Source organism: Heyndrickxia acidiproducens DSM 23148 (assembly GCF_000374345.1).
Lineage (GTDB): Bacteria > Bacillota > Bacilli > Bacillales > Bacillaceae_C > Weizmannia > Weizmannia acidiproducens.
The window spans coordinates 39,259-54,929 of sequence record NZ_KB893986.1 but is presented as its reverse complement, the minus strand read 5'-3'; the positions used below and the strand labels follow the sequence as shown (position 1 = coordinate 54,929).

Genomic DNA, 15,671 nt, shown 5'->3' with positions numbered 1-15,671 from the left:
TTATATATAAATGATTCCTATATTTCAATCACTTCTTTGCCGCCGGTTTGCTTTTAGCATCCTGGCGGCAAAGAATGGATCCCGCTCTTAATAGACTAAGCTGATAAATTCGTCTTTTTTAATATTCCCAAAATAATGCTTCACGTCAATCTCTTTAAGCGCTTTTTCAATGGCCGTGTGTTCATAACGGCAGCCGGTCAGGCGCTTCTCCATATCGGCCACATCCCCGACCCCAAAAAAATCCCCGTAAATTTTGCAGTTTTCGATGATCCCTTTGTTGACATCGAGGCGGACATCAATGGATCCGACCGGAAAGCGCTGCGAGTGCTGCAAATTGAATTTCGGCGATTTGCCGTAATTCCATTCCCATGTTTGATAGCGTTCTTTTGAAAGCTGATAAATTTTTTCCCAATCTTTTTCCGTCAGCTTATACTCCGGTATTTCATTTCCGCCGAAGATGCTCTCCAGCAGCAGCTGTCTGAACTCAGGCATGGAAAGCGGCTTGTCCAGGAATTCGGAAATGTTTGCAACCCGGCTGCGTACCGATTTAATCCCCTTTGATTCTATTTTTTCTTTTTTCACTTTTAAGGCCTGCACGACTTTGTCAAGTTCCGAATTCAGCATCAGTGTGCCGTGGCTGAACATGCGCCCATTCGTGGAAAACTGGGCATTTCCTGAGATCTTCTGGTTGCCGACCTGAATATCGTTGCGTCCGCTCAATTCCGCGCGGACACCGTGTTTTCTCAATGCCTGCACAACAGGATCCGTAAATTTGCGGTAATTGCTGAAACTGTTTCCGTCATCTTTTGTAATAAAGCTGAAATTAATATTCCCAAGGTCATGGTACACAGCGCCGCCGCCTGACAGCCGCCTGACGACGATGATACCGTTCTTTTCGACATAGTCTGTATTGATTTCTTCAATTGTATTTTGATTGCGCCCGATAATGATGGATGGCTGATTAATATAAAATAGCAAGTAGGTTTCATTGATATCTAAATTTTTCAGCGCATATTCTTCAATTGCCAAATTGATACGCGGATCCGTAATGCCCTGATTATCGATGAATAGCATGGAAAAACCTCCTGTTAATCGTTTTGAAAAGCAGAATTTAGCCGCGATGGATTTCCCTTTATGTATGAAACGTACAGACAGTCCGGAGAAAAAACAACCACCTGGGAAAATTCCTTCCAATTAAATTATAAGTCAACCAGATCATGCGGGCAATTTTGTACCAAGTATCAGCGACAGTTTTATTAACTTTTTATAAAATTCACAATTTCGCCATTGACTTTTAAAAACTGTTATAATACAATATGTTACATAAACAATAGTTATATAACAAAAAAGGAGCTGTTTTACATGGTTCAAAGTATACTTGATTTTTTCAGAAATCTTCCTGACAAATATTGTGTTGAATGCGGTGAGAAAATTGAAGAACAGTTTGATTGCTACAGCAATACATGCTGCAAATGCCTGCATGTAAAAAGCCATGACGAAGGTTGATAAAAAAAGAGCAGGGGTAAGCCGGATGTTGTAAACAAATTCATGGTCTACAACATAACCGGTCACCCTGCCTTTTTTGTTTATCCCAACATTACGGGCAGTAAGAGCTCCCATCCCAAGATTTAAGGTGCGAAGAAAATAGGTGGCGGGAGGCGGGTTGCCCGATCCAGCTGCGGCTCCTATCCACCAGCGTACTTCTGGTCTCCATTTTCACTTATTTGGCCTGTTCTACAATTATTTTTTTCTTTGGCATGACATGCATATCCCTTGCTGTAACGTGCACCTGCACTTCGTATTTGCCCGGGTCTTGCAGTTTCACCTGTGCTGTATAGGTGCCATTGTGCTGGTTTCGTGCATCGATCATGCTGCTATTTTTCTTCCCGCCTTCTTTCCAAATCTCAAACATCACTTCATCCGCATCTTTTACTGTTTGATTTCCTTGCGTAACCGATGCTTTTAAATTAATGCTGCTGCCTGCATTTGCCTTATTGGGCACATCCAGTTGCACATGAACCATTTTCGCGGCTTTTACCCCTGATTTATCTTCCCTGTTGATTCCACAAGCGGCAAGGACGGCTGTGCATAAGAAAATAATCGCCCAGACCTGTATCTTTCTCAAGATTCCCACTCCTTTTTCCGTGCTAAAATGAAAAACATGTTATAATGATCATAAACAACAGCGCTTACATTCGTAAAGAACTATTTTCAAGGGGGAAATGAATTGAAACGCTGCCTGCTGATTTTTTCTGTGATTTTGATCTTGCTTTTCGTATGCGGCGCCTGCGCACCAAAAGGGGAGCCGGTAGCAGATTTCCAGTATACCAATCAGGACGGGAAAAGCTTCGGCCTTAAAGATCTAAAGGGAAAAGTGTGGGTGGCTGATTTTATTTTTACCAGCTGTACAACGGTTTGCCCGCCAATGACCCTGCATATGAGCGAGCTGCAGGAAGCCATCCGGAAAAAAGGCTTTAAAGATGTGGAACTGGTCTCTTTCAGCGTTGATCCAACTGTGGACACCCCTGAAAAACTGAAGTCATATGCCCGGCATTTTCATAGTGATTTTTCAATGTGGCATTTTCTTACCGGCTATTCGCAGCAATCCATTGAAAAATTTGCGTTGAAAAATTTTAAAAACCCTGTGGCAAAATCAGATGGAAACGACCAGGTTGTACACGGCACAAAATTTTACCTTCTTAACAAAAACGGCGAGCTCGTCAAAGATTACGACGGCAATGAAGATTTTGATGCGGAAGCGATTTTAAAGGATATTGGGAGATTAAGATAGTTTGATTCACTTAAGGAAAATTTCACCCCTGCTCCCTCTATGTAATGGGAAAAAGCGGATCTTTCAGCAATGAAAGTATCCGCTTTTCTTCTGCTTTATGAAACCCGTGTTAAACAATTTATGCAGTCAGAATGGCTTTCATCCCGTTTATGAAACTCAAATTGGCGGGGGAAAGGCCATCGTTCGCCTTGCGATCCTTGTCTTCGGATAAGCAACTGTTCAAGATTCCGGCTTCCAGAACAGATGGGACCGATATTTGCCGTAATCGCGAGGATAATTTGAATACGTTTCTTGTTAAACGTATTCATGATCCGGGAGGCGCGCTCACGTTCATATCTTCACATAACTGTTCTTTTTCATCTGTAATGTATTGCCGTATAATAAGAAGTGTCATAGACTGCATCTGAGTATGCAGCATTCTATTTTGAAAGATACTGCTCTGATTTTTACACATCAGATGACCGGGTAATCATTTTTAACAATTCAAAAATATCGAGGTAATGGGAATGAAAAAAGGATATTTATACATTGTCTTGTCGGCAATCTTTTTTAGTACAATGGAAATTGCCATTAAATTGGTTTCCAACGATTTTAATCCGATCCAGCTGAATTTGCTGCGGTTTTTTATTGGCGCTTTGATATTATCACCTTTAGCCGTTCAACATATGTATAAAAGCAATTTCAGGTTGTCAAAAGAGAATTGGATGTTCTTTGTGGTCACAGGTTTTCTGTGCGTGGTCATCAGCATGACCTTTTACCAGCTGGCAATTGTTTATACAAAGGCTTCCACAGTAGCAATCTTGTTCAGCTGCAACCCGCTGTTTGTCATCCCGCTGGCGCATTTTATTTTAAATGAACGGCTTACAAAGCGGACATTGCTGGCGCTTGGCATCAGCCTGGTCGGGATTTTAAGTATTGTTGATCCATTTGCTATCCAAAGTCCTTTTGGCATTGCGTATGCATTGCTTTCTGCCGTTATTTTTGCCTTATACAGCGTGGTCGGCAGAAAAGGGAGCCAGCAGTTTAAATGTGATGGCGTTATTTTAACTTGTTTGAGCTTTTTCACCGGCAGTATTGAGACGCTTGTGCTGGTGCTGATCTCCAAATTATCGCCTGTTGCTGCCTGGCTCCGGAGCATAGGGTTGGACGTTTTTGCAAATGTGCCGATTACACATGGCATTACTTGGAGTACAACGCCAAGCCTGATCTATATCGGGATCTTTGTAACCGGGCTGGGATTTGCTTTTTATTTCCTTGCCATGGACGTAACAAGTGCTTCCACAGCGTCAATGGTCTTCTTTATTAAACCGGCGCTCGCACCGGTGCTTGCACTGATCTTTTTAAAAGAAGCCATTACTCCCGCGACCGCAACGGGGATTATACTCATTGTCATTGGCTCTTGCATGACGCTCTTCAATGGAGACAAGCAACCGCAGACCCCGCAGGAACTCAGTGTCAGCCGGACAAAAAGCCGCTAATCTTATTAAGGTAACATGAAGCAATGCAAAAAAAGACGACCCGGTGATCAAAAATGAATGCCTGAGTCGTCTTTTTATTGGTCAAAAATGATGCCGGCATTGCGGGAGGAAGAAAAAACAAAGAACACCCGGGTGCATAAAACGGCCATTGCTTTTAGGAAGCAATGGCCGTTTTTAACGGTTTACCATTTTACATCAAAATGAAAGTATTTTAACATCTGTTCAACAGCTTCCTGGCCCTGTAAAATGCAATCCGGCAGGCCCACTCCCCTAAAGGAACTGCCTGCAATCGAAATGCCCGGCAGCTCCCTTTTGGTCTGCTCGAAAATTTTATCCAGCCGTTCCATATGGCCTGTTGTATATTGCGGCATTGCATATTTCCAGCGCGATACAATCATAAATTCAGGGTCGGCCGTGATCTCCATGATTTTGTTCAAGTCTTCCATGACAATTTTCCGAATGCGGTCATCGGCCAGATCGACAACTGCCGCATCCGCTGTCCGGCCAATATAGCAGCGCAGCAAGGCTTTACCCTTTGGTGCGGCATGCGGCCATTTTTTATGCGTCCAGGTGCAGGCAGTTATCGTGTAGTCGCTGTTTCTCGTTACGACAAAACCGGTTCCGTCAATATCCTTCTTCACCGCTTCTTCAGGAAACGCCATCGAGACGGTCGCAACAGAAGTCGATGGTACCTGCCGCAGCGGTTCAAAAAACGGATACTTTGAAAAAATATGCGGCAGGGAAAAATGCGGCAGTGCAGAAATGATATAGTCCGCCGACATCCTGCTCCCATTTGTCAAAATGATCGTATAATCCCTGTCATTCACATTTTTCTCAATGGCATTAACCGTTACACCTTTTATAATGGAAGCTTCACCAATCTTTTCTTCAAGCGCCTCCACTAATGTTTCCAGCCCGTTTCTAAACGTATAGAATGCACCTTTTTTCTGGACGGGCCTTGAATCGGAACCCGGGTTCACAACAGACTTTTTCATGCCCCGAATTAAACTCCGGTACTTTCGGACAGCCTGTAGAAACTGCGGTTGCGTGGCGGATAAACTTAAGTCATCGACATCGCCCCCATAGACCCCGAATAATAGTGGTTCAACAAGATTTTCAAGCACCTCTTCACCGAGCCGGTAACGGACAAAATCACCAATTGACTGATCCTGATCTATTTTTCCGCGCGGCAGAATAAAATCTGCCATTGCCCGGAATTTTCCCGAAAACGAAAACAACGGCGATGCGAAAAAAGGCGCCAATTTCGTGGGAATGCCCATCACAGAGCCTTTTGGGATTGAATGCAACTGCTGGTTTAATAGCACATAGGATTTTCCGGTTGCATTTGACACCAGTTCAGATTGTAAACCGATATGTTGAACCAGCCGGAGGGCACTTGGTTTTCTCGCTAAAAATGAATCGGGCCCGCGCTCAATCACATATCCGTCGCGGCGGATTGTCTGGATTTTCCCGCCGAGCCGCCGCCCTTTTTCCAGCAAAACCAGTTCAACCGGGAGATTTTGATCCTGAATCAAATGCTGTAAATAGTATGCTGCCGTTAAGCCTGTAATTCCTCCGCCAAGAACGGCCACTTTTTTTCTGCGCTCGGCCATTGTCAGCACCTTCTTTGGCTAATAGTGTTTATATTTTTTCTTATGTGTATGCCGCACCCGGTATAAAGCACATGCTGCAAAAGACGCAGGAAAAAATGCATCCTGATCAGTTTACCGCATTTCCGGAAAAAAACGACCGCCCTGCGTGTTGCAAAACGATTGTCGCAAGCGCATCGATAAATTCCGGATGGTCATTCGGCATATCCGGGCGGTAATAGCTGCAGCCAAGCTCGTCTGTAACCACTTTACATTCATAGTCGTTATCATACAAAACTTCCAGGTGCTCCGCAATAAATCCGACCGGGGCGTAAACAAAAGCTTTATAGTGGTATTGATGATACAATTCTCTTGTCAGATCCTGGACATCAGGCCCGAGCCAGGGGTCCGGTGTATTGCCGGCGCTTTGCCAGCCGACCGCATAATGCGGAATGCCCGCTTCTTTTACAATCCGTTCGGCGGTTTCTTTAATCTGATCCGGGTACGGGTCGCCGTGTTTTAAAATTTTTTCAGGCAGACTGTGCGCGGAAACAATCAGACAGGCGCTATTCCGTTCTTCTTCACTCATTGTAGCATATGTTTTCTTTAATTGGCCGGCCCAAAATCGAATGAATTTCGGTTCATCATACCAGCTATCGATGGTGGTAATATGCGGTCCGCCCAATTTTTCAGCCGTTTCTTTTGCCCTGTCATTATACGATTTAACGCTGAAAATGGAATAATGGGGGGCAAGCACGATGGAGACTGCCTCTTCAATCCCGTCTTCGTGCATGTTCCGGACGGTGTCTTCAATAAATGGTTCAATATGTTTTAAGCCGATATAAGCTTTAAATTCCACTTGATCCTGGATTTCATTTAATCTGTCCTGGAGTGCATATGCCTGCTTTTCCGTCGTTTTTGCAAGCGGTGATAGGCCTCCGATTGCTTTGTATCTTCGTATTAAATCCGCAAGCATATCTTCTGCCGGTTTTCTGCCATGGCGGATATGCGTATAATAGCGTTCGATATCTTCTTCTTTATAAGGTGTTCCATAAGCCATGACAAGCAGGCCGATTTTTTTCTTTGCCATCACATTTTCTCCTTTTTTTTCAATAAATGCTGTTCGCTGTATACATGAATAAATGCTGTTAATTTTTTTAAAATGTCCGGTTGAACCTGTGGAAAAACGCCGTGCCCCAGATTAAAAATATAGCCCGGTTTTTTCATTCCTTCCTCGAGGATTGCAGCGGCTTTCTGTTCAATGATTTCCCAGGGGGCAAGCAGAACAGCCGGATCCATATTCCCTTGAAGCGCTTTTGAAATGCCCATCTTGCGCGCTTGCCCGATTGGCATTCGCCAGTCAAGCCCGATCACATTCAGTGGAAGCTCATCCCATTCCGATATCAGATGGCTTGCTCCGACTCCGAACATAATCAGCGGGGCATTTTCTTTACGGAGTTCTGAAAATATCCGTTGCATAACTGGTTTAATATAGGTATGGTAATCCTCCGCATTTAACGCGCCAACCCATGAATCAAAGATTTGAATGGCGCTCGCCCCTGCTTTGATTTGTGCTTTCACATAGACGATAATCATATCTGCAAGTTTTTCCATCAGCGCAAACCAGGCTTTTGATTCGGAATACATGAACGCTTTCGTCTTTTTGTAATCCTTTGACGGGCCGCCTTCAATCATATAGCTGGATAAGGTGAAAGGGGCCCCCGAAAATCCGATAAGCGGAACGGTTAACTGCTCTTGTGCCAAAATTTCAATCGTTTTCAGCACATATGGAACATCTGCTTCAGGATGAAGTTCGCCCAGTTTTTCAACGTCTTTCAGGGTTTCTATCGGGTTATGTATAACAGGCCCTTTTCCGGCTTGTATTTCGACATCAATGCCAAGCGCAGGCAGCGGGGTCATAATATCTTTATAAAGAACCGCAGCATCCACACCATAATTTTCGACGGGAAGCCTCGTTACATAAGCGCAAAGCTCAGGCTGGTGCGTAATTTCAAACAGAGAATATTTTTCTTTCAATTTCCGGTACTCCGGCTGTGACCGCCCGGCCTGCCGCATATACCAAACCGGAACGCGGTCCGTTGCTTCTCCTCTTGCTGCCCTCAGCAGAGAATCATTGGTTATTTTCTTCAAAATCCATATCCTCCTTGCTCCACACAGTCACTTTCTATTTTATAATAATTCTTCTAAAATAAAAACCGATATAACTTGTCATTTGAATGAACTTTGTTTAACTATAATCTTATGATGCATGATTGTATAGTAAACCATTTACCATTTCATAAAATTGCTGAATTTCAGCCGGTGCAAACGCCTTTGCCGGCAGTTAGATCTGTTTAAAAGGGATGTGATCGTATATAGTAAAAGTAAGAAAAGATCTGGGGTGAAGATATGAAAATATTTATAACGACGGGTACTTATGAATTTTTAATGAAAATAAAACAAAAGTATGCAAATGAGAAAATCATTCTTATGCAAAATGCAGAACACACCCTTCTGCTGCATGAAACGGAAGGAAAAACGGTTTTTGCATCGCCGCGAAAATACGAATCGGCCGCTGCCGCCGGTGAACTGGCAGACGGCAATTTTTTCATTTTTACCCATTTGCCGGTTTCGGACGAAGGAAAACCAGTCTTTGAGTATCATGTTCAGCAAAACATGCCTGTCATCGAGCATAAGCCTGGTTTTGCCGCTTTCCGCCTTCTCCGTCCTGTAAAAGAGGATACTTACATTGCCATGACAGCCTGGAAAGATGAAGATTCCTACAAAAGGTGGAAACGTTCACTTGATTACCAGCTTGTCCACAGCCTCGATATCACAGGCATTGCCACAAATAAAATTGCCTACAACGCCCCGGCATATACAAAGGATTATTTCGTGCCGCAGGAAGAAGAGGAAGAAAAATAAAGTGAACCCTTCCATCGATGGGGTTTCCCCTTCATCCCCCACCGATGATTAGTTGAACCTTTACGGGCAGTTTGATCTCCACCTATCCCTTCTTCGTACCTTGAATCTTATGGCGGGAGTCTCACTGCCCGTTAAGTTGGGATAAACTTGCCGGCTGCTGAATGGGGCAGCCGTTTTTTTTAGTTTAGGCGGATACCGGAAAAAGCCTTTTCGATCATTAATCTCTGCATTGACCTGCAATAGGTTTTTCGGGACAGTCACCCGCCCAATGTTCCAGCCATATCCTGTTTTAAAGGAGGGATATGGTGATGGGCATAGATTTAACTGCTGTTCATTGGGTGTATTTGACCTTTATACTTTTGATCATTCTTATGATGCTTTTAAAAAAAGATACAACAATCGTCTGTATTGCCGGGATCTTTGGAATAGCTTTAATTGCAACAGGATCGGTTGCTGCATCCATTAGCGGGATATTTACAAGCTTTGTATATGCCATTAAAGAATTGCTGCCGATTATCCTTGTGATTTCGATTATTGTTTCGATGAGTAAAAGTTTGCTCGATACCGGGATCAACGACATGATGGTGGCGCCTTTTACAAAATTAATCAAAGGGCCGAACCTTGCATTCTGGGTGATTGGATTGTTAATGATGATCATCTCGACATTTTTCTGGCCCTCCCCTGCTGTTGCGCTCATGGGGGCGGTACTGCTGCCGGTTGCCCTGCGTGTCGGGCTGCCGGCGATCGGGGTGGCAGTTGCCATGAACCTATTTGGCCACGGCATTGCGCTCTCCGGTGATTACGTCATCCAGGGGGCGCCAAAGCTGACTGCGGACGGCGCCGGACTGCCGGTTTCAGCCGTCATTGAAGCCAGCATCCCGCTTGTGATTGTAATGGGCGCGGTAACGACGATCACAGCGTTTATATTGTTAAAGCGTGATATGAAAAAAGGTGTGCTGCAAGTTACAGGCCAAACTGGTTTTCAGGCAGCAGCATCCGGACAAGCAAAACTGAAACCCGCCATCAAAAAATTATTTGCCATCCTGATTCCAATTTTGTTCATCCTCGACATCATTGCCATGTTCATGTTCAAGCTGCAAGGAGACGCAGCCACTTCACTTGTCGGCGGTACGTCAATTGTCATTCTGCTCATGATCACACTCTCAGGGTATCGTCAAAAAGGGCTTGAAAAAGTGACCAAATATTTAATCGACGGCCTGCAGTTCGGTTTCCAGGTGTTCGGCCCCGTGATCCCCATTGCCGCATTCTTCTATCTGGGCGGGGACGGTTTTAACACCATGATTGGCGCCGATTTGCCCAAAGCTTCCCATGGCATCGTCAATGATCTCGGCGGGGGCCTGGCAGCAATTGTACCGATTTCAAAAGAACTCGGCGCATTTACTGTCGCCGGCGTGGGGGTGATCACCGGTTTGGACGGTTCCGGATTTTCAGGAATTTCACTAGCCGGTTCGATTGCAAACCTGTTCTCCCATGCCATTGGTTCAGGGGCTGCGGCATTGACCGCGCTCGGCCAGATTGCAGCTATTTTTGTCGGCGGCGGGACGATTATTCCATGGGCGCTGATTCCGGCAGCAGCAATTTGCAATGTCGATCCCTTTGACCTTGCCAGGCGGAATTTAATCCCGGTCATCATCGGGCTGGTTGTCACAACCATCGTTGCAATTTTCCTTATCTAGCGGTACGAAAGAAGGCGGCCTGCTCAAAAGCAGTCCGCTTTTTTCATTGCCCGCTCTTTCAAAAATCATCAAAAAATACATTCTTTCTTTAAACTGGAAATATTCGTGATATAATAAAAAAAACATCTTGAGGGGGAAATATAGAAAATGGCTTTGGAAGACTTACATAAAAAGCTTAACGAATTCTATCCGGAAATGGTGGAGATCAGAAGATACCTGCACCAGCATCCGGAATTATCTTTTAAAGAGGTGGAAACAGCCCGTTACATTGCAGATTTTTATAAAAATTTAGGCGTGGATGTACGGGAACATGTCGGCGGGGGCGGTGTCATTGCCCGGGTAAAAGGCGCGAAACCGGGGAAAACGATTGCGCTGCGGGCAGACTTTGATGCACTGCCGATCCAGGAAGAAAACGAAGCGCCTTATCAATCGCTTGTGCCGGGCGTGATGCATGCATGCGGGCATGACGGCCATACCGCAACGCTTCTGATCCTCGCGAAAGCCATTCATGAACTAAAAGATGAGCTGGAGGGCGAATATGTATTTATTCACCAGCATGCCGAGGAATTTGCGCCGGGCGGGGCGAAAGCGATGATTGAAGACGGATGTCTGGAAGGCGTTGACGTCATTTTTGGCACACATTTATGGGCACCCGCGCCAATCGGGCATATCCAGTACCGCAAAGGGCCGATTATGGCGGCAGCCGACCGTTTTGTTGTTAAAATCCAGGGCCATGGCGGGCACGGCGCCCAGCCGCATGTGACCAAAGATGCCTTGGTCACCGGTGCGCAGCTAGTCACAAATCTCCAGCAGGTCGTCAGCAGGCGCGTCAATCCGGTCCGGTCCGCCGTCGTAACGGTCGGAACGTTTGAATCCGGTGATGCATTTAATGTCATAGCGGATACGGCAACCATTAGCGGAACGGTACGGACATTTGATGAAGATGTCCGCAACAGCGTCGAAAAAGAAATCGAACGGATTGTGAAGGGAACCTGCCTGGCAGCAGACTGCACTTATGAATACGAGTTCTTCCGCGGTTACCCGCCGGTTGTAAACCATGATGCAGAAACAGAATTTTTAGTTGCGTGTGCAAAGCAGGTGGAAGAGGCCACAGCAGTTGAAGCCGTTGACCCGTTGATGATTGGAGAAGATTTTGCTTACTATCTCCAGCATGTCAGGGGCGCCTTTTTCCTGACCGGCGCAGATCCGGGTACGGCGGATCCTGCTTTCCCGCATCATCATCCCCGTTTTGATATAAACGAAAAAGCCATGCTGATTGCGGCCAAAACTTTGGGAACGGCCGCCCTTCAATATCAGCAGCCATAATCAGGGCCCATACGCGTGCAAAGTTCATTGCCGCCAAATTCAACAAAAAAAGCTGCACGGCTTCCTTTGCGGGATGCCTGTGCAGCTTTTTTATTTTCCGGAAGAAAAATAACGGATCCGGTAAGCCTGGATTGCTGTTTCCCCAAGCTGCTCCAACAAATTGTAATTGGCATAGGCGCCGACAGCCGCACCGATGCCCGGAACGAGCTGCATCATTTTTACAAAATCCAAATAATCGCGGTATTCCTGCTGCAGAACCCGCCAGTCAATCGCATCCGGGGATACAGGATTTTCCTGCCAGCCTTCAATGACCGTTAACATTTTCTGCCGGTGCTCTTCGCTTGAGAATGCAAGCTGAAAGACATGCAGAATAAATGAACGTTCAAAAGGTGCTTCCGTGTCGTAGCCGTGGATTGCAGCCGCCTCAAACAAAAACTTCATTTTAATGGATAAAAGCAATGGGAAATCGGCAAGGCCGAGAAAAAGCCCGCCTGCCCCTGTACCTGCTCCTTCCGCAGTAGCGATTTTCTTGCTGCGTTCGAGCTTTTTCCGGATCAAGTCCTCTTTCTCCTGCAAAGACAGGTGCTGCGGATATTGCTCTTTGGTTAGAAATTCCGAACTGTATAAGGCACCCTGCACCATTTTTTTAACGCTCTCTGTTATTACAGCTTGCACTTTTTCAGGAATCCACTGGTTCAGTTTCGTTTGCGCGCTTTTTGCAGTTCTGTTCAGGAATCCGGAACGTTTCTCCATCTTTCTTTTCCACTGCTCCAGCCCGCTTCTTGCTTCCAGCTCATATTCCATGGAATCACACCCCTCTGTAGATATTCGCTTCTTTAAGTTTGGCGGATTTTCCCGGGGACATACCAAGTAACCAGGATCCAGGAAAAAATGCCCCCCACAATGAAAACGTAAAACCCATTGGCCCAAGAACCGCTTAAAGCTGCCGCAATGGCAAAAATGAGTGTTTGAATAGACAAACAAACCGCCAGTAATTTCAAAAATGAGCCTTCTTTCAAGCGTCCGGAAACCGGGTAAAGACGCGGCCAGATCTTCAAATCATGATAACCAATCATCGGAATCATCTGGAAACCGGTCAGATACAAAAATACCAGCGCCAGTATCAAAGCCAGATAACGCTCATTGCTGAAAAACAGCAAAACGGCGCCGATCACGGTTAAACGCAGATAAAGGCCGGAATATTGGCTTGTGCGCAGAAATGTACGTGCAAATAAATATTGATACGTATTTTCCCTCCCGTAGCGGATGCCGCCAAGCAGCGGATCCAGCCATTTGCGGCGCTTGATCCGGCCCTTTAGTTCCGGTACATCCGCAAACAGATTCGCAAACCGGTAAAAACCCATCATCCTTCTTTGCTCGCGTTCAATCAGCAGATCCCATTTGAGCGTTTTATCCTTCGCGAGCCAGTAAAAATACAAAAACAAAGCAAGCATGATGACGGCCAAGGCAACAATGTACCAAACAGGCGCTTCCTTTATAACGAAATAGATCAACATCACATTCAAGACAAACCGGACAAGCCAATCCCATGTATAGGCATGTGCATCCTGCAGCTTTAAGACGTTCCAGCTCAAACTTAAGTTCCACCATTTCAGCACGAAAAGCAAAAGCAGCAATCCAAAGAAACTGGAGATCCCGTGTCCCGTCACGCTCGTATACATCGGCATTAGTGCCGCCAGTACAAACAGCAGCACATATGCCTGTATGCTGAAGCTGAACAGGACTGCCTTGCGGAAATAGCGTTTCATGCGTGTTTCGATGGGAATCAGGAATACTTTATCCGCTTCTTTTAGGAGCGTATAAATCGGGCTGGCCGTTAAAGCAAACCCCAAAAACGCCCCCATCACCCAGGCAACCGGAAAATCCGGCCGCAAATGTTTGACCCAGCCGCTGTAATAATAGGCGGCAGCGCCAACCCCGAAGATCAGAACAAACAGAAGATGGTCATTAAAAATATACCGGCTGTAGCGCCTCAGTTCTTTAAAAAACAAAGCGGCGCGCACTTTCCAAAGATTGTCAATCACGTTCATCGTCATCTTCCTTTGTCAATTGGATATAAAGATCATCCAGTGTCGCCCCCGGCATATGAAATTCTGCCTGTAATTGCGCAAGCGTCCCTTTTGCACGGATCTTCCCGTTATGGAGAATAATAAAACCGTCGCAATATCGTTCTGCCGTCGCAAGGATATGCGTGGACATCAATATCCCTGCGCCCTTTTTCTTCATTTGATTTATTAAATCAAGCAGCGACTGGATCCCAAGCGGGTCAAGCCCGACAAAAGGTTCATCGATGATATACAGGCGCGGCTCCACTAAAAAAGCGCACATAATCATCACTTTTTGCTTCATGCCCTTTGAAAAATTCGCCGGGAACCAGCCCAGCTTTTTATGCAGGCGGAACGCTTTTAATAATGGTGTGACCCTTTCTGCATACGTTTTTTCATCAACCCCATAAGCCATCGCCGTCAGTTTTAAATGCTCGTCAAGCGTTAACTCATCGTACAAAATCGGTGTTTCCGGGATATACGAAAATTGCTTCCGGTATTCATCAGGACCTGATTTCAGTTCTTTTCCATTCATGATAATCTGTCCCTTTTTCGGTTCCATCAAGCCGATAATATGCTTGATCGTCGTGCTTTTACCGGCGCCGTTCAGCCCGATCAGGCCGATCAGCTGCCCCGGGTCAACTGTAAACGTAATATTTTGGATCACAGGCTTTTTCGTGTATCCGCCCGTTAAATGATTTACTTCCAATAAGCTCATCGGATAGATTCCTTTCTTTTGCATTGGTCTGGAATTTCACTTGTAACGTTATTGTACCATGAAAGCTGCCCGGACTAAATGTATACGAAAAAGCGCATCTGCTTGAGCAAAAGTTCTTCATCATATTTGTATATATTTCAGGAATTTGCACATTCTATGGATGCAGGGGTAACCAAAAAGCAAATCGGGGTGGTTGTAAAAGACCGAATACCGCGCTTTACAAAGGGTTGTCAATCATGTTTCAAAGCACCGGCATTTAAAAGCAAATGAGGTGTTGACGGCAGATCATCTAAAATGTTTAAAGGCCAAATGACTTTAAACTTTTACCCAATAAGGGGATGATAGTGTTGGAAAAAGTTGAAACGAACCCATTTGAATAGCACTTTCATCATCAATGAAGTGTTAATCAAAGGGAACGCACTTGACATTAAAACCTGAAAATACTCCTGCAAAGTGGGACGGGACATGCGGTTTCCGTCCCATTTTCTTTCTTTTCATTTTTCCATGCGCTATAATAAGAAACACAAACCCATGGAAAGGTTGATCTGAATGTGCATTTTTTGTAAAATTGTGAATGGAGAAATTCCAAGTGCGAAAGTGTTTGAAAATGAACATGTCTATGCTTTTCTTGACATTAGCCAGGTAACGAAAGGCCATACTTTGATTGTCCCGAAAATACATAAAGAAAATATTTATGCATTAACCCCGGAAATTGCCCGCAATTTTTTTGAATCCGTTCCCCTGGTTGCGAATGCGTTGAAAGAAGCATTCAACCCGATCGGATTGAACATTTTAAATAATAATGGCGAAGTTGCCGGGCAGTCTGTTTTCCACTATCATATGCATTTGCTGCCAAGATACGGAAAGGGCGACGGTTTTGGCGCAGTATGGAAATCACATGAAAAAGACTACAGCACAGAAGACCTGCAAAATATCGCTGCTTCCATCGCGGCACATCTTTAAGCAAAAAAATCCTGCATGTACATTGCAGGATTTTTTATTTAAGCCTGCTGTGCTTTTCTTAATCTGCTAAAAGGGCCGGCAGCAATCATCAAGGGCTGGATTTTACTGTTGCCAGCAG

General features: G+C 45.2%; 15 protein-coding genes. 7 read left to right on the top strand and 8 right to left on the bottom strand.

The genetic code is table 11. From position 1 onward, the window contains the following. Positions 1-87: 87 nt before the first annotated feature. A complete protein-coding gene (locus C232_RS0106115) occupies positions 88-1,074 on the bottom strand; it encodes a lipoate--protein ligase (protein ID WP_018662378.1) in 987 nt (328 codons plus the stop codon). Between the two features lie 288 nt (positions 1,075-1,362). Here C232_RS0106115 and yhfH point away from each other — a divergent pair, with 288 nt between their 5' ends. Further along, the gene (gene yhfH, locus C232_RS19290; protein WP_018662376.1) at positions 1,363-1,506 is read left to right on the top strand and encodes a protein YhfH; all 144 of its coding nucleotides are present in this window, start codon (positions 1,363-1,365) and stop codon (positions 1,504-1,506) included. A gap of 214 nt (positions 1,507-1,720) precedes the next feature. Here the strand turns inward: yhfH and C232_RS0106105 are convergent, their stop codons facing one another. Continuing rightward, positions 1,721-2,134 carry a FixH family protein gene (locus C232_RS0106105; protein ID WP_422723654.1) on the bottom strand — a complete coding sequence of 138 codons (414 nt, stop codon included), beginning with the start codon at positions 2,132-2,134 and terminating at the stop codon, positions 1,721-1,723. A gap of 93 nt (positions 2,135-2,227) precedes the next feature. On the opposite strand from C232_RS0106105, the gene C232_RS0106100 reads away from it, so the two are divergent. Together C232_RS0106100 and C232_RS0106095 are read left to right on the top strand one after the other, a co-directional pair. Then, positions 2,228-2,791, top strand: coding sequence for an SCO family protein (locus C232_RS0106100; protein ID WP_018662372.1), 564 nt, complete (start codon positions 2,228-2,230; stop codon positions 2,789-2,791). A gap of 500 nt (positions 2,792-3,291) precedes the next feature. Next, entirely contained in the window at positions 3,292-4,269 is a 978-nt protein-coding gene (locus C232_RS0106095; RefSeq protein ID WP_026314499.1) for a DMT family transporter, read from the top strand. Positions 4,270-4,451: 182 nt separating this feature from the next. Here the strand turns inward: C232_RS0106095 and hemY are convergent, their stop codons facing one another. The 3 genes from hemY to hemE all read right to left on the bottom strand — a co-directional run bounded on the left by hemY (position 4,452) and on the right by hemE (position 8,009). After that, positions 4,452-5,882: a protoporphyrinogen oxidase gene (hemY, locus tag C232_RS0106085; protein WP_018662365.1), complete on the bottom strand. Its 1,431-nt coding sequence runs from the start codon at positions 5,880-5,882 to the stop codon at positions 4,452-4,454. Positions 5,883-5,988: 106 nt separating this feature from the next. Beyond that, complete coding sequence (hemH, locus tag C232_RS0106080; RefSeq protein WP_018662364.1) at positions 5,989-6,948, bottom strand: ferrochelatase; 960 nt, start codon at positions 6,946-6,948, stop codon at positions 5,989-5,991. Further along, positions 6,948-8,009 carry a uroporphyrinogen decarboxylase gene (hemE, locus tag C232_RS0106075; RefSeq protein WP_018662362.1) on the bottom strand — a complete coding sequence of 354 codons (1,062 nt, stop codon included), beginning with the start codon at positions 8,007-8,009 and terminating at the stop codon, positions 6,948-6,950. Before hemE ends, hemH begins: the two co-directional genes overlap by 1 nt. 258 nt (positions 8,010-8,267) lie before the next feature. Between hemE and C232_RS0106070 the strand changes: the two genes are divergently transcribed. The 3 genes from C232_RS0106070 to C232_RS0106060 all read left to right on the top strand — a co-directional run bounded on the left by C232_RS0106070 (position 8,268) and on the right by C232_RS0106060 (position 11,806). Continuing rightward, complete coding sequence (locus C232_RS0106070; protein WP_018662360.1) at positions 8,268-8,783, top strand: antibiotic biosynthesis monooxygenase family protein; 516 nt, start codon at positions 8,268-8,270, stop codon at positions 8,781-8,783. Positions 8,784-9,091: 308 nt separating this feature from the next. Beyond that, the gene (locus C232_RS0106065; protein WP_018662358.1) at positions 9,092-10,480 is read left to right on the top strand and encodes a hypothetical protein; all 1,389 of its coding nucleotides are present in this window, start codon (positions 9,092-9,094) and stop codon (positions 10,478-10,480) included. Positions 10,481-10,627: 147 nt separating this feature from the next. Continuing rightward, a complete protein-coding gene (locus C232_RS0106060; protein WP_018662355.1) occupies positions 10,628-11,806 on the top strand; it encodes a M20 family metallopeptidase in 1,179 nt (392 codons plus the stop codon). A 90-nt stretch (positions 11,807-11,896) separates the two neighbouring features. Here the strand turns inward: C232_RS0106060 and C232_RS0106055 are convergent, their stop codons facing one another. The 3 genes from C232_RS0106055 to C232_RS0106045 are packed head-to-tail and all read right to left on the bottom strand — an operon-like array spanning position 11,897 to position 14,590. Further along, a complete protein-coding gene (locus tag C232_RS0106055; RefSeq protein WP_018662353.1) occupies positions 11,897-12,610 on the bottom strand; it encodes an EcsC family protein in 714 nt (237 codons plus the stop codon). A 32-nt stretch (positions 12,611-12,642) separates the two neighbouring features. Continuing rightward, positions 12,643-13,857, bottom strand: coding sequence for an ABC transporter permease (locus tag C232_RS0106050; RefSeq protein WP_018662351.1), 1,215 nt, complete (start codon positions 13,855-13,857; stop codon positions 12,643-12,645). Beyond that, complete coding sequence (locus C232_RS0106045) at positions 13,844-14,590, bottom strand: ABC transporter ATP-binding protein (RefSeq protein ID WP_018662349.1); 747 nt, start codon at positions 14,588-14,590, stop codon at positions 13,844-13,846. Before C232_RS0106045 ends, C232_RS0106050 begins: the two co-directional genes overlap by 14 nt. Positions 14,591-15,139: 549 nt before the next feature. Between C232_RS0106045 and C232_RS0106040 the strand changes: the two genes are divergently transcribed. Beyond that, positions 15,140-15,553 carry an HIT family protein gene (locus C232_RS0106040; protein ID WP_018662347.1) on the top strand — a complete coding sequence of 138 codons (414 nt, stop codon included), beginning with the start codon at positions 15,140-15,142 and terminating at the stop codon, positions 15,551-15,553. Positions 15,554-15,671 lie beyond the last annotated feature (118 nt).

Coding starts and splice junctions, on each gene's coding strand:
- C232_RS0106115 (WP_018662378.1), bottom strand. CDS start 1,074: ATGCTATTCATCGATAATCAGGGCATTACGGATCCGCGTATCAATTTG.
- yhfH (WP_018662376.1), top strand. CDS start 1,363: ATGGTTCAAAGTATACTTGATTTTTTCAGAAATCTTCCTGACAAATAT.
- C232_RS0106095 (WP_026314499.1), top strand. CDS start 3,292: ATGGGAATGAAAAAAGGATATTTATACATTGTCTTGTCGGCAATCTTT.
- hemY (WP_018662365.1), bottom strand. CDS start 5,882: ATGGCCGAGCGCAGAAAAAAAGTGGCCGTTCTTGGCGGAGGAATTACA.
- hemH (WP_018662364.1), bottom strand. CDS start 6,948: ATGGCAAAGAAAAAAATCGGCCTGCTTGTCATGGCTTATGGAACACCT.
- C232_RS0106070 (WP_018662360.1), top strand. CDS start 8,268: ATGAAAATATTTATAACGACGGGTACTTATGAATTTTTAATGAAAATA.
- C232_RS0106065 (WP_018662358.1), top strand. CDS start 9,092: ATGGGCATAGATTTAACTGCTGTTCATTGGGTGTATTTGACCTTTATA.
- C232_RS0106060 (WP_018662355.1), top strand. CDS start 10,628: ATGGCTTTGGAAGACTTACATAAAAAGCTTAACGAATTCTATCCGGAA.
- C232_RS0106055 (WP_018662353.1), bottom strand. CDS start 12,610: ATGGAATATGAGCTGGAAGCAAGAAGCGGGCTGGAGCAGTGGAAAAGA.
- C232_RS0106050 (WP_018662351.1), bottom strand. CDS start 13,857: ATGAACGTGATTGACAATCTTTGGAAAGTGCGCGCCGCTTTGTTTTTT.
- C232_RS0106045 (WP_018662349.1), bottom strand. CDS start 14,590: ATGAGCTTATTGGAAGTAAATCATTTAACGGGCGGATACACGAAAAAG.
- C232_RS0106040 (WP_018662347.1), top strand. CDS start 15,140: ATGTGCATTTTTTGTAAAATTGTGAATGGAGAAATTCCAAGTGCGAAA.